A 19,160-nucleotide genomic window follows, 5' to 3' on the forward strand; every position below is an offset into this window, starting at 1 on the left:
CGGATCTGCCATGCTCTCGCCATGAGCACCCCAGCGACCGCAACCGGGCAGGAGGTCCGGCGCCTCGGCGTGGAGACCACCGGCATCGAGATCATCGAGGAGTCCGAGCGCACCGCGCAGCCGCGCGACCTGTTCTGGCCGTGGTTCGCCGCCAACGTGTCGGTGTTCGGGATCTCCTATGCCGCTTTTGTGCTCGGCTTCGGGATCTCCTTCTGGCAGTCGGTCCTCGTCGTACTCGTCGGTGTGGTGGTCAGTTTCGCGCTCTGCGGGGTCATCGCCTTGGCCGGCAAACGCGGCTCGGCACCCACCATGATCCTGTCCCGTGCGGCATTCGGCGTGACCGGGCAGAAGGTGCCGGGCGTCATCAGCTGGCTGACCTCGATCGGCTGGGAGACCTTCCTGACCATCAACGCCACCCTGGCCACGGCGACCGTGATGCGCAAGCTCGGCTGGGGCGGCGGCACCGCGACGAAGATCATCGCCTGCTTCGTCGTCGCGGCCCTCGTCGTCCTCGCGTCCGTCGCCGGCTACCACGTCATCATGCGGCTGCAGTCCTGGCTGACCTGGATCACCGGCATCATCACCGTCGTCTTCATGGTCGTGGCCGCGTCACATATCGAGTGGTCCAAGGTGACGGCGCTGCCCACCGGCAGCTGGCAGCAGACGGTCGGCGCGCTGGTGATGGTGATGACCGGCTTCGGCCTGGGCTGGATCAACATCGCCGCGGACTGGTCGCGCTACCAGCACCGGGACGCCTCCGGCGGGGCGATCGTCGCCTGGAACACCTTCGGCGGTGCCGTGGCGCCGGTGGTCCTGGTGATCTTCGGGTTGCTGCTCGCCGGCTCGGACGGCACGGTCGCCGAGAGCATTCTGAGCAACCCGATCGGTGCCCTCGCCGACATCCTGCCGACGTGGTTCCTGGTGCCCTTCCTGGTCGCAGCCATCCTGTCCCTGGTCAGCGGTGCGGTGCTGGGCATCTACTCCTCGGGACTGACCCTGCTCTCGCTCGGGGTGCGGATCCCGCGTCCGGCAGCGGCCTTCGTCGACGGCGTGATCCTCACGGCCGGCACGATCTACGTCGTCTTCGTGGCGGAGAACTTCGCCAGCCCGTTCCAGTCGTTCCTGATCACGCTGGGCGTGCCGCTGGCTTCGTGGGCCGGCATCATGATCGCCGACATCGTCCTGCGCCAGCGGTCGTATGACGAGAACGATCTCTTCGACTCCGCCGGCCGCTACGGGTCCTGGGACTGGACATCGATCGGCATCCTGGTCGTCACGTCGGTGGTCGGCTGGGGTCTGGTGGTGAACAACTACGCACAGGACGCGTCCTGGAACAACTGGCAGGGCTACCTGCTGCATCCGCTCGGGCTCGGCACGTATGACCCGAAAACTGCCTCCTGGAGCGGCAACTGGGCCTACGCCAACCTTGGTGTGATCGTCGCCCTCGTGTTGTCGTTCGTGGCGGCATACCTCCTGCGGCGCGGCACGGTGGCCCGCCAGGAAGCTTCGACCGAGGAAATCGCAGACCGCGCCGCGGTGGAGGCCTGATCCGATGGACGCCGGAGGCTTTTCGCCCGGCGACGGGTGGCTGGTCGTCATCGACGCGCAGGCGATCTTCGCCGACCCGCAGACCTCACCGTGGGGTTCGCCGATGTGGGCGGGCACGGTGCGGCGGATCCGGGCCGCCGTCGAGGCGTATGCCGGCCGGGTCGTCTTCACCCGCTTCGTCGCGGACGCGCGGCCGCGGGGATCCTGGGTCGGCTACTACCGGGAATGGCCGTTCGCGCAGGTCCCTGACGACGACCCGCTCTACGCGCTGGTGCCCGAGTTCGCAGGTGTGGTCGCCGACGGTGCACCGGTGATCACCGCCCCGACGTTCGGCAAGTGGCCGGCGCTCGCCGAGATCGTCGGCAGCACACCACGACTCACGCTCGCAGGGGTGGCGACCGACTGCTGCGTCCTGTCCACCGCGCTGGCCGCCGCGGATGCCGGCGCCACCGTCCACGTGGCGTCGGCACTGTGTGCCGGGTCCACGCAGGACAACCACGACCGGGCACTCGCGGCCATGGCGCTCTACGGCCCGCAGATCACCATCGAGCTGGATCGGCCAGGCAGTCGCGGGTGATCTGCTCGATCGAGGTGACGCCGGACAGCGCCATGGTCAGGTCGAGCTCGGCCAGGATCCGCTCCATGACTGCCTCCGCTCCGGCGGCACCGTCCAACGCCAGCCCGTAGAGCCAGGGCCGGCCGACCAGCACGGCCGATGCACCCAGGGCCAGCGCCTTGAAGACGTCCGCGCCGCTGCGGATCCCGCTGTCGAAGAGCACGGGCAGGCGGCCGTCGACGACCGGGGCGATGCTGGCCAGCGCGTCCAGCGAGGCGATCGCGCCGTCGATCTGACGGCCGCCGTGGTTGGAGACGATGATGCCGTCGGCGCCGTGGTCGGTCGCGAACTGCGCGTCCTGCACCGATTGGATGCCCTTGAGCACGATGGGTAACGAGGTCCACTCGCGCAGTTTCGCCAGGTCGTCCCAGGTGAGCGCTGGGCAGGGGAACACATCCAGGAACGTCTCGACCGCGGCACGCGGCAGCGGCGAGCGGAGGTTGTCGCGGAAGCGGCCCGGGTAATGGCGGGTGATGGAGAGCAACGTGCGCACCGCGGCCGGTGTGGGCCGCTCCGCCCCCCGAAGTTTCTCCTCCGCTTCGCTCCCCCGAATGCTTCGCGGGGACCCCGGACTCCTCTCTGCAGTGCTGTACTTGCTTGTAGTAGTCTGCTCCGCCACACGTTTGTGGATGAGTTCCTGGAAGACCGGGTCCGTGAGGTACTGCGCGATGCCCTCCCCGCGGGCGAAGGGCAGGTAGCCGAGGTCGAGGTCCCGGGTCCGCCAGCCGAGCAGGTGAGTGTCGAGGGTGACCACGATCGCCTGGGCGCCGGCCGCCTCGGCGCGCTGCACCAGCGATCGGGCGAGCTCGTCGTTGTTGCTCCAATAGAGCTGGTACCACATCGGATGGGCGCCCAGCTCCTGGGCGGTCTGCTCCATCGGGACCGAACCCTGCGTGGACAACACCATCGGCAGGCCCAGCGATCGCGCCGCTCGTGCGACAGCCAACTCGGCCTCCGGCTGCACCATCTCCAGCACTCCGATCGGCGCGAAGAGCACCGGCGCCGGCAGGTCGTGCCCGAAGAGCGTCACGCCGAGGGAGCGCTCCGAAACGTCCCGCAGAACACGCGGAACGATCGGAAACCGTTCGAACGCAGCAGTGTTCGCCCGGTCGGTGCGCTGCATCCCGGCGCTGCCGGCGACATACGACCACGCCTGCGGGCTCATCCGGCGACGCGCGGCGTCATACAGTGCGGCCGGCTCGACCGGCACCTTCGACTTGCGGCCATAGGCACCTGCCGCGTAGATCGCGCCCTGCACGGCGCGACCGATGCCGGACAGCTCGCGCGCCACTCAGTTGACCTGCTTGTCCTGGTCGGCCCAGAACGGTTGGCGCAGTTTGAATTTCTGCAACTTCCCGGTCGCCGTGCGCGCGAGTTCGTCGCGGAACTCGACCTTCTTCGGCGCCTTGTAACCGGCGAGCGACGCGCGGGCGTGCGCGATGAGCTCGTCCTCGGTCACCTCGCCGTCGGCGACGACGAGTGCGGTGACCAGCTCACCCCACTTCTCGTCCGGTATGCCGATGACGGCGACCTCGCGCACGGCGGGGTGCGACATGAGCACGTCCTCCACCTCGATCGACGAGACGTTCTCGCCGCCGGAGATGATGACGTCCTTCTTCCGGTCGGCGATGACCACCGCGCCGTCCTCGAGGTGGCCGCCGTCGCCGGTGTGGAACCAGCCGCCCGCCAGCGCCGCGCTGGTGGCTTCGGGGTTGTCCCAGTAGGCCTCGAGGTTGTGATTGGTCCGCGACAGGACCTCGCCGCTCTGGTCGACCGACATCCGCACACCGATCGCCGGATAACCGGCGCGGCCCAGTTTGCGGGCCTGGTCGGTGGGCGACAGGTCGGCCCACTCGGCGCGCATCCGGCTCATGGTGAGCAACGGTGCCGTCTCGGTGAGGCCGTAGATCTGGATGAACTCCCAGCCGAGTTCGTCCCGTACCCGTTCGATCGTGCGGGTCGGCGGCGGTGCGCCGGCGACGACGATCCGGGTGCGGTCCCGGCCGGGGATCGGACCGTCCCACTGCTGGGCGCCGTCGAGCGCCGCTGCGACCACGGCCGGCGCGGCGCACATCAGGGTCACGCCGTGCTCCTCGACGCGACGCAGGATCTCCGTGCCGTCGACCTTGCGCAGCACGATGTGCTTGCCGCCCATGCCGGTCACCGCGAACGGCATACCCCAGCCGTTGGCATGGAACATCGGCAACGTGTGCAGATAGACGTCCTCGTCGGAAACGGTTGCCTGCCAACCGAAGACCGTCGCATTGAGCCAGTTGTTGCGGTGGGTCAGCTGCACACCTTTGGGCCGCGCCGTGGTGCCCGAGGTGTAGTTGATCGTCGCGGTGGCGTGCTCGTCGCCGTCCCACGCGCGCGGCTCCGCCGTGGCGCCGAAGATCTCGTCGTCCGATTCACCGAGCACGAACTTGCGGTTGCAGTCGACCGCGTCGAGCAGGTGGCGTAGTTCGGGGTCGACCATCAGGACCTCGGCGCCGGAGTGCTGCACGATGTATTGCACCTCGGGGACCGACAACCGGAAGTTGACCGGCACCAAGATGCGCCCGTAGCCACTAACTCCGTAGAACGAGGTGAGCAGGCGCGCGCTGTTGTGCGACACCACCGCCACGCGGCCGCCCACGGGCACGCCCATCCGGTCCAACCCCGCCGCCTGTGCCCGTGCGAGTTGGGCCATCCTGCGGTAGGTGATCGCGCCGCCGCCGAAAGGCGTTGCCGGCTGGTCGGGTTCGTCCACGATCGCGACGCGGTCGCCGTAGACGGTCTCCGCGCGGTCGAGGAAATCACGGACGATCAGTGGCACTTCCATGTGCGTCCTCCTACGGGTCGAGGTCCGGTCATTCTGGCAACCACAGCTGTATGCCGCCAGGAGATCAGTCGAGTTCGACCACTTCGGCGAGCAGTTCCCCGGCTCGGTAGTGCGTCAGCCTCGTCGCGCGTCGCCGTGGATCGGCATCCCGCAGCACCGGGGAGTCGCTCACCGAACGCAGCACCGCGACGGTGTCATCCGACACCCAGATCCCCTCCGCGTGCCGAGCTCGCATCAGCTGGTCCATCCGTCCTCGGTCCTCGACCGAGGACAGGAACGACGAGCCGATGACCACGGGCAGCCGGCCGAAGCCGAATCCGTCGGCCGAGACCACCTCGAAGGCGTTCCGGCGGGACACGACGATGTCCTGTTCGTCCACGATCTGCGCAGCGCGGCGCACGCGCGCCTGCGCCTGGACCTGCTCCGGCTCCAACTGCGCCAGCATGCGGTCCAGGACGCCGTCCTGCTGCGGGTGCAGCGGGTGCAGATCGTAGCCGCGACGGGCGGCGATGTGCTGTCCCCGCAACAGATCCGGCTCGAACGCCTCGGCCACCAGCTCGAGTCCGGCGGCCGCGCCGACCGCGACGAGCTCGAGGGTGACCGGTTCGGCATACATGGCCTGCAGGTGCTCGGTCGCCAGCCGCAGCATGCGCACACCGGCCAGCGGATCGTTGAGCGGCAGCGGCGGTTCCAGCAGGCGACGACCGATCGGGCCGCGCCGGTCGCGCAGCAGCTCGGTCCACAGCTGATAGGAGCGCCCGTCGGGTGGCAATGTCCCGTGCAGCACCGGGAAGTAGCCGGCGAGCGGCCGACTCGCTCCGAGGGCGCGCAGTTCCTCACTGGTCGCACGCAACAGCTGCTGCGGCGATCGCCAGTCGGCGAAGTCCAGCCCGTAGGACGTGAACGCGGTGAAGGTCCGGTCGTCCGACCCGGTCTCGGCCCCGGCAAGAGCGCACCAATGCCGGTAGAGCGGACCGGTGAAGACCTCGGCGGCCGCAGCGAATGCGGCGCGGCACTCGGCGATGTCGATCATGGTCGGTCCAATCTAATGAGCCGGCCGCAGCCGACGACACACGCCCGCGTCATACCTCCAGCATGCGGTGCAGGAAGGCCTGGGTCCGCGGCTGTCGCGGATGATCCAGCACCTCGGCCGGCGTGCCCCGCTCCACCACCACCCCGCCGTCGATGAAGAGCACCTGGTCGGCGACGTCTCGGGCGAAGCGGATCTCGTGCGTCACGATCACCATCGTGCGGCCCTCCCGGGCCAGCTGGCGGATGACGTCCAGCACCTCCCCGACCAGCTCCGGATCGAGCGCCGAGGTGGGTTCGTCGAAGAGCAGCAGATCCGGCTGCAGCGCGAGCGCTCGAGCGATCCCGACCCGTTGCTGCTGACCGCCGGACAACTGGTAGGGAAACTTGTCGGCGTGTTCGGCCAGGCCGACCTTCGCCAGCAGCGCCCGGGCCTGCTCATTCGCCTCGGCCGCGGGGTGGCCCTGTACGACGATCGGACCCTCGGTGACGTTCTGCAACGCCGTGCGATGTGGGAAGAGGTTGTGACCCTGGAAGACCATGCCACTGTGCGACCGGTAACGCCTGAGCACGGACCGGTCGCGCGACCCGAGCCGGCCTCGACGCGACGCCCGGATCGTGGCGAAATCCACTGTGACGTCGGCAATCCGGACCACGCCGCTGTCCGGCCGCTCCAGGGCGTTGAGTCCGCGCAACAGCGTCGTCTTGCCCGACCCGGACGGTCCGATGATCGCCGTCACCGTGCCACGCGGCACGCTGAACGACACGTCCTTGAGGACCTCGTGGTCACCGAACTTCTTGGCCAGTGAGGTGGCCTCCAACAGCTCACTCATGCGACGACATACCTGTTCAGTCGGGTTTCCAGACGACCCTGAAAATGGTTGAGCACGAAGCAGATCACCCAGTAGTAGACCGCTGCGGCGCAGTAGAGCGCGAAATAGCTGTAGGTCGGTGCGGCGGCGATCTGCGCCTGGTGGAAGAGATCGAGCGCGAGGATGGTCGAGGTCAGCGAGGTGTCCTTGACCAGTGAGAGCAGCGTGTTGCCCAGCGGTGGCACCGCGATCCGGGCGGCCTGCGGCAACACGACCCGACGCAGCGAGGTGGGATAGTCCATGCCGATCGTCTCGGCAGCTTCCCACTGCCCGTCGGGCACCGACGAGATGGCCGACCGGACGATCTCCGCGCCGTAGCCGCCGACGTTGAGACTCAACGCGATCGCGGCCGAGACGAAGGTCGAGAATTTGATGCCGATCTCGGGCAGCCCGTAGAAGACGATCACCAACTGCACGAGCAGCGGCGTGCCGCGGATGATCGAGATGAAGACTCGCGCGATCCAGGCCAGCACCAGCACGCTGGAACGTCGCATCAGCGCCACGACGACGGCGATGGCCAGTCCGATGATGAATGCCACGATCGTCAACGGGATGGTGGTCTTCAGCGTTGCCTGCAACATCGGCCAGGCGTTGTCCTTGACCACCTGCCAGTCACTGGTGCCGGACGCCTGCTGCGCCTTGGCGCCGAAGTACTTGTCGTACAGGCGTTGCGCGGTGCCGTCCTGCTGCATCGCCGCGATCTGCTTGTCGATCGCCGGCATGTAGCCGCTGCCCTGGCGAGCGGCGAAGACGGACTGGCTCTTGTCGGCGGTCGTGGCGACGATCTTGACTCCGCTGTCGCCCTTGGTGTTCAGGTAGTTCTTGACGGCGAGCTGGTCGTTGACCATCGCGTCGACCCGCCCCTGGGACAGCGCGCTGATCGCCTTGTCCATCGCCTCGACGCCGACGACGGTGGCGCCATGCTGTGTGGCGACGTCAGCCCAGTTGCTGGTGACGTTCTCCGCGGCCCGCTTGCCCTTCAGGTCCTGCAGCGACGTGATCGACTTGTTGTCCGAGGCGACGACCAGCACCCCGGTCGTGGTGACGTATGGCGCCGACAGGTCGTACTTCGCCTTCCGCTCCGGGTTGAGAGTGACCTCGTTCGCGACCAGGTCGATGCGGTGGGACTGCAGCGCCGAGAACATCGAATCCCACGGCGTCTCGACGAACGTGATCTTGACACCCAGCCGCTTGCCGATCTCCTCGATGTAGTCGACGTCGTAACCGGTCAGCTTGTCGGAGGAGTCGTGATAGCTGAACGGCGGATAGACGCCCTCGGTGCCCACTCGCAGGGTCGACGGCAGCCCCGACGAGGGATCGGACGCGGCATGCGCCGATGGCGCGAGCGCCACGCCGCCGACCAGGAAGAGGGTCGCGAGGAGCGCCGCTACACGAGCCACGCTTCGGGGTCCCCGCGAAGTATCGGAGGAGCGCAGCGGGGGAGAACTTCGTGGGGTGACCGATAAGCGGATCTTATGCACCGCAAAAGCATACGTGTGCGAACTTTCTGTCGCGAATCCGCGAGTCGGAGGCTCGGGAGGCCTCAGATGGTGTGTTCGGCGATCTGCAACGCGTTCAGCGCCGAGCCCTTGCGCAGGTTGTCGGCGCAGATGAACAACTCGATGGCGTTGGGGAAGCCGTCCAGTCGGCGCACGCGGCCGGCGAAGATCGGGTCGGCGCCGACGACATCGACCGGTGTCGGCCAGCTGTCGTCCAACGACCCGGCCGAATCGTCAAGGACCACAACGGAGTTCGATGACTCGGTGAGCACGCGCACCGCGTCGTCGCGGTCGGTGTCGGTCGCGAACGTCGCGTGGATCGACACCGAGTGGGTCCGCACGACCGGCACCTGCACACACGTCACGGCGACCGGCAGATGCGGCACCCGCAACAGGCTGCGCAACTCGTCGCGGACCGCCGTCTCGGAGTCGGTGGCTCCGTCCTTCGCCTCGCCGCCGACCCACGGTATGACGTTGAACGCCACCGGCGCCGGGAAGGGCGACTCCCCCAGGTCGGACAGCATCCGGCGGACGTCACCCGGCGACTGGCCGACACTCTGATTGCCGGCGAGCTCCATGGTCTCGTCATACAGCCGCAGGGCACCGGAGACGCCGGCGTCGGTGACCGCTTGGAAGGTCGTCGCCACGACCGATGTCAGCTGCCACGAACTGTGCAGCGAGTGCAGCGCGCCGACCATCATCAGGGTGGCTGCGCTCGGGCTCGCGATGATGCCGGCAGCGGGGTTGCGTGCGGCGTCCGGGTTGATCTCGGGCACCACCAACGGCACGTCCGGTGCACCGACGAAGTGGCCGGAGTTGTCGATGACCGTGGCTCCGGCATCGACGGCGACGGGCGTCCATGGCGCCGACACGTCGCTCGGCACGGCCATGATCACCACGTCGACGTCCTCGAACGCTGCGGGTTTGAGCTCCCGCACCACGGTCTCGTGACCGAGGATCGACACCCGCCGGCCCACGGAGCGGCCCGACGCGATGGGCCGGATCTCGCCCCACAGGTCGTCGCGGGTCGGCAGGAGCGACAACAGCGACAGCCCCACCACACCGGTCGCGCCGACCACCGCCAGGATGGGTTTGTCCGACTTCATGCCCTCACCGTCCTGCGGCGATTACCTCGGCGATCTGGATCGTGTTGAGCGCAGCGCCTTTTCGCAGGTTGTCGCCGGAGACGAACAGCACCAGGCCCTTGCCGTCGGGCACGGACTGGTCCTGCCGGATGCGCCCGACGTATGACGGATCCTTGCCCGCCGCCTCCAACGGAGTCGGCACGTCGGTCACCACGACACCCGGCGCGTTCGCGAGCAGCGCCCTGGCCTCGTCCGGACTGATCTGCTTGTCGAACTCGGCATGGATGGCCAGCGAGTGTCCGGAGAAGACCGGCACGCGCACGCAGGTGCCGGCGACCGCCAGATCGGGCAGCCCGAGGATCTTGCGCGACTCGTTGCGCAGCTTCTGCTCCTCGTCGGTCTCCTCGCTGCCGTCCGCCACGACCGTGCCGGCCATCGGCAGCACGTTGTAGCCGATCGGGGCGACATACTTCTTCGCCGGGCCGAGTTCCACGGCGGATCCGTCGTGGGCGAGGCCCTCGAGGTTGCCTTCGACGCCCTGGCGGATCTGCCCGGCCAACTCCTCGACGCCGGCCAGCCCGGAGCCCGAGACCGCCTGATAGGTGGCGACGATCAACCGGCGCAGCCCCGCTGCGTCGGACAGCGGCTTGAGCACCGGCATCGCCGCCATCGTGGTGCAGTTGGGGTTGGCGATGATGCCCTTGGGCGGATCGGCGATCTGCTCCGGGTTGACCTCGGAGACGACCAGTGGCACGTCGAGGTCCTTGCGCCAGGCGGACGAGTTGTCGATCACCGTCACACCGGCCGCGGCAAAGCGCGGCGCCTGTGACCGAGACGTCTCACCACCGGCGGAGAAGATCGCGATGTCCAGGCCCGCGGGGTCCGCCGTCGCGGCGTCCTCGACCACCAATCGCTTGCCCTGCCAGTCGATCTCACGACCGGCCGACCGGGCCGACGCGAAGAGCCGCAGCTCCCCCACCGGGAAGTTGCGCTCCGCGAGCAGCTTCAGCACGACGCCACCGACCTGGCCGGTCGCGCCCACGACACCGATGTTCAACCCATTCACCTTCCCGAGCCTCCGTAGACCACGGCTTCGCCCTCGCTGGAGTCCAGCCCGAAGGCGGTGTGCACCGCGCGGACCGCGTCGTCCAGCAGATCACCCTTGGTGACCACGGACACCCGGATCTCCGAGGTCGTGATCATCTCGATGTTGATGCCGGCATCGGCCAGTGCCTGGAAGAGGGTCGCGGACACCCCCGGGTGGCTGCGCATGCCGGAGCCGACGAGGGAGAGCTTGCCGATCTGGTCGTCATACTGCAGCGACTCGAAACCGAGCTCGTCCTTGGCCTCCTGCAGGGCCTGCACCGCACGCTGCCCGTCGCTCTTGGGCAGGGTGAAGGAGACGTCGGTCTTGCCGGTCGCGACCGCCGAGACGTTCTGCACGATCATGTCGATGTTGACCTGCTGCACGGAGATCAGGTTGAAGATCGCCGCGGCACTGCCCGGCGTGTCCTTCACACCGACGACCGTGATCTTTGCCTCGCTGCGGTCGTGCGCGACGCCGGCGATGATCGGGGCTTCCACGTCTTCTTCTCCTTCTGCTGGGTGCACCCAGGTGCCCTCGCGGTAACTGAACGAGGACCGCACATGGATCGGCAGGTTGAACCGTCGGGCGTATTCGACGCAGCGCAACATCAGGACCTTGGCGCCCGACGCGGCCATCTCCTGCATCTCTTCGTTGCTGATCCGGTCGACCTTGCGTGCTGTCGGCACGATCCGCGGGTCGGCGGTGAAGATGCCGTCCACGTCGGTGTAGATCTCACACACGTCGGCGTCGAGCGCGGCGGCGAGCGCCACCGCCGTCGTGTCGGAGCCACCCCGGCCGAGGGTGGTGATCTCCTTGGTGTTCTGGCTGACGCCCTGGAAGCCGGCGACGATCACGATGTGGCCGCCCTCGAGCGCCTCGGTGATGCGACCGGGCGTCACGTCGATGATGCGTGCCTTGCCGTGCACGTCGTCGGTGATCACACCGGCCTGCGATCCGGTGAAAGACAGGGCGGAATCGCCCAGGTTGGCGATCGCCATGGACACCAGCGCCATCGACATGCGCTCGCCCGCGGTGAGCAGCATGTCCAGCTCACGCTCGGGCGGCGCCGGAGACACCGCGTCGGCGAGATCGAGCAGCTCATCGGTCGTGTCGCCCATCGCGGAGACCACGACGCAGACCTGGTTGCCGGCCTTGCGCGTGTCCACGATCCGCCGGGCGACCCGCTTGATGCTTTCGGCGTCGGCGAGCGACGAGCCGCCATACTTCTGGACCACGAGAGGCACTGGTCGGGGTTCCCTTCACGGGTCGACATCACGGAAATGGGATGTGCAGAGTCTAACGAGCGCACCCGGCCCGCCGGGTGCCGCCCGTATGTCGGGACCTGGCTCCGTCATACGGACACCACAGCACGGCGCGCCCGCGCCCACGCACGTCACGCGGGCGATAACACGAACACTCCGTGAACGGAGTGCGATTTCGGACTGTGAGAGTTCAGTGACAGAATTGGTCATGTGTCGAATCGTTCGGGAGGGGTCGACGGCCTCAGCGTGAAGCGACGCCGACCCGAATCGGGACCGGCGCTGCTGCCGCTGGGCTGGCGCGCCTACCGACGACCGCGCTGGTGGTTCGAGGTCATCGTGCTGGTCGTGCTCGACCTCGTCTACGAGCACCTGCGCAATCTGGTCCCGCTGCGGGAGGCCGCCGCACTGGACCGCGGGTGGGATCTCTTCGACTTCGAGCAGCGCATCGGGCTGGACATCGAGCTGACCCTCAACCATTTCGTGATGCGGCACGAGTGGCTGGCGCAGATCGCCAACTACGACTACTCCTTCTTCCACCTGCCGATCACCGGCGCGGTGCTGATCTGGCTGTTCTGGATGCATCGGCGCGTCTACAAGACGGCGCGCACGGTGCTGGTCTTCACCACCATCCTGGGGCTGATCGGCTTCTGGCTCTTCCCGATGGCGCCGCCGCGGCTGCTGCACGGCAGCGGATTCACCGACACCGTCGTCTACTTCAACACCTTCGGGTCGTGGGGCAGCCCGACGGTGGCGCAGCACTCCAACCTGTATGCCGCCATGCCGAGCCTGCACTGTGCGTGGGCCCTGTGGGTGGGGTTGTCGGTGTTCTTCGTCGCGCGGCACAAGCTGGTCCGGATCGTCGGTCTGGCCTACGGGTTCTGGACGGTCTTCGTGGTGATGGCGACGGCCAACCACTTCATCTTCGACGCATTCGCCGGTTACGCGTGCGTCGCGGTCTCGGTGCTGGCGGTGTGGTTGCTGTTCGGCCACAGCCCGTGGAGTCCGGCGCGCGACAAGGCGCAGTTGCTGCGCGGTGAGTCGCCGGAGGCCGAGCGGGTCGGCGACGCCGTCGCATCGGCGTCGCACGAGGACACCGACGCATCCGCGAAGACCTCCGTCTGAGGGTTCGGCGTTCCGCTCGTCGGGGTGCCGGCGAAGATCGCTACTGTCGTCACTTACTCGCCAGCGTGGAGTGGATCCGGCGAGGATCGCGCGACTGTCGTCACTTATTCGTCCCGTCGCCGCGTTCACGCTCACGGCGTGTGCCGGTCAGGGGTGCAGCGCTTCGAACTCCGCGTCGGCCATCGTGTCCTCGTCGGCGTCGAGTCGCAGGTGCCCGAGGATCGTCTGCACCACGCGCAACGCGGCCGAGGAGCGCACACCCCACTGCGACAGGTAGCTGAACTGCCACCACCAGAGCGCTTCGGTGAGGCGTCCGTGGTCGAAGTGCACCAGTCCGTGCTCGAGCGCTCCGACGATGTCGGCCAGGTCGTCCGACAGCGCGCCGCGCGCCGGCTCGACCGAGGTGACGGCGTCGACCACGTCGGCGTAGTCGTCGATCCCGTCGAGCATGTTGGCCAGCCCCATCCGCAGTGCGTCCAGGTTGCTCTCCGGGCCGGGGTCGGCCTCGTAACGCTCCTCCGGCACCACATCCTGTATGGCGCCCAGCCGTGCTCCCGCGACCTGCAGCTGCGACAGCATCAGCAGCATCAGGGGCAGGGCGGCGTCCGGCGCGGAACCGGCCGCGAGCTGACGTACGGACTCGCAGAACGCGCGGGCGTCCTGCGCGGTCTCGGCGGCCAGCGCACCGACCTGCAGGGCTTCGGTGTCCGGTGTCTCAGGCATCGACAACTCTCCGTCCTTCGAATGCACGGCCGAGGGTCACTTCGTCGGCATACTCCAAGTCTCCCCCGACGGGTAGGCCCGATGCCAGCCGCGTGACGCGCAATCCCATCGTGCGCAGCAGCCGGGACAGGTAGGTCGCGGTGGCCTCGCCGTTGAGGTTGGGGTTGGTGGCCAGGATGATCTCCTCGACCGGTTCCTCGCCGAGCCGGCGGACCAGCTCGGTGATCTTCAGGTCGTCGGGGCCGATGCCGTCGATCGGGCTGATGGCGCCGCCGAGCACGTGGTAGCGGCCCCGGAACTCGCGGGTGCGTTCGACCGCGACCACGTCCTTGGGCTCCTCGACGACGCACAGCAGCTTGTCGTCGCGGCGCGGGTCCTGGCAGATGCGGCACAGGGTGTCCTCGGCGACGTTGAAGCAGCGTTCGCAGAAGCGGACCTTCTCCCGGACGACGGCCAGCACCTCGGTGAGCCGGGAGACGTCGGCGGGGTCGGCCTGCAGCAGGTGGAAGGCGATGCGCTGTGCCGATTTCGGACCGATGCCCGGCAGCTTGCTGAGCTCGTCGATCAGGTCCTGGACCACACCCTCATACACAGTGGTCGAGCCTAATCCTCGGCCGCGACACCGCCCGCATCGACGCCCGACGCGCCGGACTAGCCCGGCGGACGTTCGTTGTATGACGCGGCCCGCTCCTGACCGGACAGCTCCGCGATGGCGTCCATGATCTCGTCGGTGGCCTGCCGGCGCGCCTTGCCCGCGGGCATCGTCCGGTAGTCGTCGCCGAACCTCAGCGGTTCGCCGAACCTCACGGTGACCTTCGCCAGCCGCGGCATACCGGACGGGTTCGGCTGCACGTCCGGGGTGCCGATCAGTCCGACCGGGACGACCGGCACGTCGGCCTGCATCGCCAGATGTGCGACACCGACCCGGCCACGGTAGAGCCGCCCGTCCCGGGAGCGAGTGCCCTCCGGGTAGATGCCGAACGCCTCGCCCTCCCGCAGCACCCGCAACGCCTGGTCGAGGGAATTGACGGCGGCGCGGGAGTCCTCGCGCTCGACCGGGATCATCCCCATCGCGTTGAACCAGGCGCGCATGGCAATGCCCTTCGCCCCCTTGCCGGTGAAGTATTCGGCCTTGGCCAGGAAGATCACCTTGCGCGGCGCGACCAGCGGTATGACGACGCTGTCGATGAACGTCAGATGGTTGCTCGCGATCAGCACGCCACCGGTCCTCGGGATGTTGTCCGCACCTTCCACACGGGGCCGCCAGATCGCGCGGAGCATCGGCGAGATGGTCATCCGCGACAACGGGTAGAGCGGACCGCCGCTCATGACCGACCCCTCGTTCCGCGGGTGCGGTCGTAAGCCCTGCCCTTGTTCGATCGCTCGCTGCGCTCGCTCATCAGTCGACCTGCTCGTCGATCACGGTGGCGCCCAGCACCGCCTGCATCACCGGCAGACCCACCTGGCCGGGATCGTCGACGTCCTCGTCGTCCATCGACTCGGTGATCTCGTCCTCCGTGGGCTTGTCCGGCTCCGCTGACGTGGCCGGCGCAGCGGGGTTCTCGGCGGTCGCCCACTCCGGTGGCGGCGCGTTGACCGAACCCCATCCACCGCCGCTGTCCATGGCCCCCGAGGCAGCCGAGAGCCCGGCCTGAGCGAGCGCCTCGGCCGCACGGGAACGCCGGGCGGGCTGCGAAGTCGCCGGCGCCGCGTGCGGTATGTCGGCGTCGTCGCTCGACGGTCCACCGGGACCGTCCGAACTCTGCCGAGTGACGGCTTGCTCCGCGAGTGACGGCGGCATCGCACCGTCGGTCGGCGAGGACGCCGTCATTCGCGGCTGGTCAGGTCGCGGTTGGTCAGGTCGCGGTTGGTCAGGTCGGGGTTGGTCAGGTCCGGGTTGGGCCGGGGGGCCCGATGCCGGGGGGCCCGGTCGATCCGGCTCCGGCGGCAGATGCGGCGCCGGCGCACCGGCATCCGGCCGGGCCTGCACCCGAGCCCGGACGCCCAGGGCGTCATACAGCGCGGCGGCGACGACGTCCGGGTGCGGCGCACGCTCGACCGCCGAGGCGAGCCCGGGACTGCTGGTGCCCAGCACCAGTGTCTCGCCGTCGAACTCAGCGACGTGCGCGTGCTGGCTGAGCAGCGCCCAGGTCACGCGCTTGGTGCGGGCGATGCGATCCAGCACGTCCGGCCAGGCGCGGCGCACCGCGTCGGTCGTCACCGTGCCCGTCGGCGCGGCCGGCTGCGGCGCGGGTTCGGCGACGGTTGCGGGGGCGGCGGCCAGCTCGGGTCTCGATACGGCCTCCTCCGCTGCGCTCCCCCCGCCTACTCGACCAGCGTTAGCCGGCTGCGGCGCGGGTTCGGCGACGGCTTCCGGGGCTGCGGCGGCCGGCTCGGGTCTCGATACGGCCTCCTCCGCCGCGCTCCCCCCGCCTACTCGACCAGCGTTAGCCGGCGGTTCGCCGCCGATGTCCATGCGACGCTCCAGGCGGTCCAGGCGGGCGGCATACCCCTGCTCGCCGGAGGTGGCCGGCAGCAGCACGCGCGCACAGATGAGTTCCAGTTGCAGCCGCGGGCCGGTCGCGCCGGTCATCTCGGACAGGCCGGTGTTGACGATGTCCGCCGCGCGGGACAACTCGCCGGGACCGAACGACGCAGCCTGCTGCCGCATGCGTTCCAACTGGTCCTCGGGCACCCCGCGCAGCACCTGGGCAGCGCCGTCCGGCACCGCCGCGATGACGATCAGGTCACGCAACCGCTCGAGCAGGTCCTCGACGAACCGCCGCGGATCGTGGCCGGACTCGACGACCCGGTCGATCTGCCGGAAGACCGCGCCACTGTCGTGCACCCCCAGCGCGTCGACGGTCGCGTCCAGGAGTTCGCCGTCGGTGAACCCGAGCAGCGCGGCGGCCCCGGCATACGTCAGGCCCTCCTCGCTGGACCCGGCGATCAGCTGGTCGAGCACGGACAGCGAGTCACGCACCGACCCGGCGCCGGCCCGTGTCACGAAGGACAGCACGCCGGGCTCGACGGCCACGCCTTCGGCGTCGCACAGCTGCTGCAGGTAGTAGGTCAGCCGCGCCGGCGGCACCAGCCGGAACGGGTAGTGGTGGGTCCGCGAGCGGATCGTGCCGATGACCTTCTCCGGCTCGGTGGTCGCGAAGACGAACTTCACGTGCTCCGGCGGCTCCTCGACGATCTTCAGCAGCGCGTTGAAGCCCTGCGGCGTCACCATGTGCGCCTCGTCGATGATGTAGATCTTGTAGCGCGACTGCGCCGGGCCGTATGACGCCCGCTCCCGGAGGTCACGCGCGTCGTCGACGCCCCCGTGGCTGGCCGCGTCGATCTCGATCACGTCGACCGTGCCCGACCCACCACGGGCCAGCGCGACACACGACTCGCAGACGCCGCAGGGTGTCGGGGTCGGGCCCTGCTCGCAGTTGAGGCAGCGCGCCAGGATGCGTGCCGAGGTGGTCTTGCCGCAGCCGCGGGGGCCGCTGAAGAGGTAGGCATGGTTGACCCGCCCGGTGCGCAGAGCCTGCATCAACGGCTCGGTCACGTGCTCCTGGCCGATCACGTCGGCGAAGGTCTCGGGCCGGTAGCGGCGGTACAGCGCGGTGCTCACGGGACCGACTCTATTCTCCTTCGCCCACAGGGCGTCAGGGCTCGGCGTCGAAGCAGGGCGACGCGCCGGGCCAGCGTTCTCGCTGCCTCGCGATCCGTGCGCATCACCTGCTGGCGCGGTGCGATCATGGGTGTGGCACCAGGGGATTCAGCAGGGACAAGCAGGCACTCATCAGCGATCCGTGAGCGGATCATCGACGGAGCCCGTTCAGGGGCGGAAGGTAGCGTGGACCCATGCTCTCGTCGCGTCGGCTGCGCTCGCCGACGACGTTGGCAACGGCGTGCGCTGTCGTGTTCGCGCTGGTCTACATCTTCTGGACCCCGCAGGTGCCCGACCTGGCCGCGCAGGTCGCCCGAGCCAAGGTGGCCCGGGTCGGCGGCACGCCGGTGTGGTGGGGCGGTTGGTTCGGCGGCATCACGCTACCCAGTTACAGCGCGTTCGTGCCGTTCTCGATGGCGACGTTCGGCATCCGGCTGACCGGTGTCGCGGCCGTCATCCTCAGCGCGTACGGCGGGGCGCTGCTCGTCCGCAACGCCCCTCGCCCACGTGCCGGCGCGGTCGCGATCGCGCTCGCCCAGGCGGCGGACCTGCTCAACGGCCGGGTGACCTTCACCGTCGGTGCCGCGGTCGGCATCTGGGCCCTGGTGGCGCTGCGCAATCGGCACGAGAAGACGACCGTGGTGCTGGCGTTCCTGTCGTTCCTCGGCTCGCCGCTGGCCGGCTTCTTCGTCGGCATCATCGCGATCGTGGTCGCCATACTCCGACAGGACCTGCGGCGGACGGCGTTGATCTGCGCGGCCGCGTTGCTGGCCGCCGGACTCGCGATGGCGGTGTTGTTCCCCGGCACCGGACGGATGCCGTTCCCGATCAGTGACGCCGCGCCGGCGATGCTCAGCTGCATCGTCGTCTTCGGCGTCTGTCACCAGAAACTGATCCGCGCCACCGCCCTACTGCTGGCCGTGTCGTTCCTGCCGCTGCTGGTCGTGCCGCTGGCCATGGGCACCAACGCCACCCGGCTGGCCTGGCTCGCCGCAGTGCCGGTGATCATCGCGTATGCCGAGATCCGCGACTCCCTCACCTGGTTGTGTGCACTGGTCGTCGCGGTCTGGCCGGTGAGCGACCTGGTCAACCAGCTGCATCTGGCCGGGCAGCCCTCGAGCAGCTACGTCTACTACCAACCACTGGCGACGGCGCTCAAGTCCGACCAGCAGAAGGTCGGCGCCGCGGCGATCGGCCGGCGCGTGGAGGTGGTGGACACCAAGAACCACTGGGGTTCGGTCTATCTCGCGTCCTTCTCGATCGCCCGCGGCTGGGACCGGCAGGCCGATCAGGCGGACAACCCGATCTTCTACCAACAGGGACTGCTCAACCCGGTCAGCTACCGGCAGTGGCTGGACTCCCTGGCGGTGGGCTGGGTCGCGGTGCCGAAGGCACCCATCGACTACGCCTCGCGGGACGAGGCCAAGCTGGTGCTGGGCGGCCTGCCCTACCTGAAGTTGACCTGGAGCAACTCGGACTGGCGGCTCTTCCGGGTCATCAACCCGGCGCCGCTGGCGACCGGCGGGACGGTGGTCACGATCGACTCGCACGGGGCCACCCTCGACGCGACAGCGAACCGGCCGATCGATCTCAAGGTGCGCTACTCGGCATACATCGGGGCGGTCGATCCGCGCACCAAGAAACCGCTGACCGCGTGCATCGTCGACAACAACGGCTGGCTGCGGGTGACCCTGCCGGTCAGCAGACAGGTGCGGCTGACCAGCGACTTCACACCGGTGCGCTCCCAGCCGCCCGGATGTGTGTCGCCGGACGAGACGACGTCACCGTCCTCGTCACCGAGCCCCACCCGCTGACCGGGTCCGCTCGGGGCG

At 68.8% G+C, this 19,160-nt stretch carries 16 protein-coding genes; 4 read left to right on the plus strand and 12 right to left on the minus strand.

The genetic code is table 11. The features are described 5' to 3' along the window. Positions 1 to 21: 21 nt before the first annotated feature. A complete protein-coding gene (locus ACTHL4_RS14035) occupies positions 22 to 1,548 on the plus strand; it encodes a purine-cytosine permease family protein (protein ID WP_440283385.1) in 1,527 nt (508 codons plus the stop codon). A 4-nt stretch (positions 1,549 to 1,552) separates the two neighbouring features. Then, positions 1,553 to 2,125: a cysteine hydrolase family protein gene (locus ACTHL4_RS14040; protein WP_440283386.1), complete on the plus strand. Its 573-nt coding sequence runs from the start codon at positions 1,553 to 1,555 to the stop codon at positions 2,123 to 2,125. Here ACTHL4_RS14040 and ACTHL4_RS14045 read toward each other — a convergent pair. The 8 genes from ACTHL4_RS14045 to ACTHL4_RS14080 all read right to left on the minus strand — a co-directional run bounded on the left by ACTHL4_RS14045 (position 2,088) and on the right by ACTHL4_RS14080 (position 11,801). Continuing rightward, positions 2,088 to 3,455, minus strand: coding sequence for an alpha-hydroxy-acid oxidizing protein (locus ACTHL4_RS14045; RefSeq protein ID WP_440283387.1), 1,368 nt, complete (start codon positions 3,453 to 3,455; stop codon positions 2,088 to 2,090). The two genes, ACTHL4_RS14040 and ACTHL4_RS14045, sit on opposite strands and share 38 nt — an antisense overlap. Next, a complete protein-coding gene (locus tag ACTHL4_RS14050; RefSeq protein ID WP_440283388.1) occupies positions 3,456 to 4,985 on the minus strand; it encodes an AMP-binding protein in 1,530 nt (509 codons plus the stop codon). A 64-nt stretch (positions 4,986 to 5,049) separates the two neighbouring features. After that, the gene (locus ACTHL4_RS14055; RefSeq protein ID WP_440283389.1) at positions 5,050 to 6,018 is read right to left on the minus strand and encodes a DUF2332 family protein; all 969 of its coding nucleotides are present in this window, start codon (positions 6,016 to 6,018) and stop codon (positions 5,050 to 5,052) included. A gap of 49 nt (positions 6,019 to 6,067) precedes the next feature. Then, the gene (locus ACTHL4_RS14060) at positions 6,068 to 6,847 is read right to left on the minus strand and encodes an amino acid ABC transporter ATP-binding protein (RefSeq protein ID WP_440283390.1); all 780 of its coding nucleotides are present in this window, start codon (positions 6,845 to 6,847) and stop codon (positions 6,068 to 6,070) included. Then, a complete protein-coding gene (locus ACTHL4_RS14065) occupies positions 6,844 to 8,286 on the minus strand; it encodes an ABC transporter substrate-binding protein/permease (RefSeq protein ID WP_440283391.1) in 1,443 nt (480 codons plus the stop codon). The genes ACTHL4_RS14060 and ACTHL4_RS14065 overlap by 4 nt, the downstream gene beginning before the upstream one ends. A gap of 143 nt (positions 8,287 to 8,429) precedes the next feature. Beyond that, positions 8,430 to 9,491, minus strand: a complete 1,062-nt coding sequence (locus ACTHL4_RS14070; RefSeq protein WP_440283392.1) for an aspartate-semialdehyde dehydrogenase — start codon at positions 9,489 to 9,491, stop codon at positions 8,430 to 8,432. 4 nt (positions 9,492 to 9,495) lie between these two features. Then, a complete protein-coding gene (locus ACTHL4_RS14075) occupies positions 9,496 to 10,536 on the minus strand; it encodes an aspartate-semialdehyde dehydrogenase (protein WP_440283393.1) in 1,041 nt (346 codons plus the stop codon). After that, the gene (locus tag ACTHL4_RS14080) at positions 10,533 to 11,801 is read right to left on the minus strand and encodes an aspartate kinase (RefSeq protein WP_440283394.1); all 1,269 of its coding nucleotides are present in this window, start codon (positions 11,799 to 11,801) and stop codon (positions 10,533 to 10,535) included. The genes ACTHL4_RS14075 and ACTHL4_RS14080 overlap by 4 nt, the downstream gene beginning before the upstream one ends. Before the next feature lie 228 nt (positions 11,802 to 12,029). On the opposite strand from ACTHL4_RS14080, the gene ACTHL4_RS14085 reads away from it, so the two are divergent. Next, the gene (locus ACTHL4_RS14085) at positions 12,030 to 12,941 is read left to right on the plus strand and encodes a phosphatase PAP2 family protein (RefSeq protein WP_440283395.1); all 912 of its coding nucleotides are present in this window, start codon (positions 12,030 to 12,032) and stop codon (positions 12,939 to 12,941) included. A gap of 147 nt (positions 12,942 to 13,088) precedes the next feature. Here ACTHL4_RS14085 and ACTHL4_RS14090 read toward each other — a convergent pair whose 3' ends face one another. From ACTHL4_RS14090 to ACTHL4_RS14105, 4 genes are all read right to left on the minus strand, one after another. Continuing rightward, positions 13,089 to 13,664, minus strand: a complete 576-nt coding sequence (locus ACTHL4_RS14090) for a DUF5063 domain-containing protein (RefSeq protein ID WP_440283396.1) — start codon at positions 13,662 to 13,664, stop codon at positions 13,089 to 13,091. Next, positions 13,657 to 14,256 (minus strand): recombination mediator RecR, encoded by a 600-nt coding sequence (gene recR / locus ACTHL4_RS14095; RefSeq protein ID WP_440283397.1) that lies wholly within the window; start codon positions 14,254 to 14,256, stop codon positions 13,657 to 13,659. The genes ACTHL4_RS14090 and recR overlap by 8 nt, the downstream gene beginning before the upstream one ends. A 59-nt stretch (positions 14,257 to 14,315) precedes the next feature. Next, positions 14,316 to 14,993 carry a lysophospholipid acyltransferase family protein gene (locus tag ACTHL4_RS14100; RefSeq protein WP_440283398.1) on the minus strand — a complete coding sequence of 226 codons (678 nt, stop codon included), beginning with the start codon at positions 14,991 to 14,993 and terminating at the stop codon, positions 14,316 to 14,318. Positions 14,994 to 15,063: 70 nt separating this feature from the next. After that, positions 15,064 to 17,289 (minus strand): DNA polymerase III subunit gamma and tau, encoded by a 2,226-nt coding sequence (locus tag ACTHL4_RS14105; RefSeq protein WP_440283399.1) that lies wholly within the window; start codon positions 17,287 to 17,289, stop codon positions 15,064 to 15,066. Positions 17,290 to 17,522: 233 nt separating this feature from the next. Between ACTHL4_RS14105 and ACTHL4_RS14110 the strand changes: the two genes are divergently transcribed. Further along, complete coding sequence (locus tag ACTHL4_RS14110; protein WP_440283400.1) at positions 17,523 to 19,142, plus strand: hypothetical protein; 1,620 nt, start codon at positions 17,523 to 17,525, stop codon at positions 19,140 to 19,142. Positions 19,143 to 19,160: the final 18 nt, after the last annotated feature.

It is taken from the genome of Flexivirga sp. (genome assembly GCF_051955415.1).
Lineage (GTDB): Bacteria > Actinomycetota > Actinomycetes > Actinomycetales > Dermatophilaceae > Flexivirga.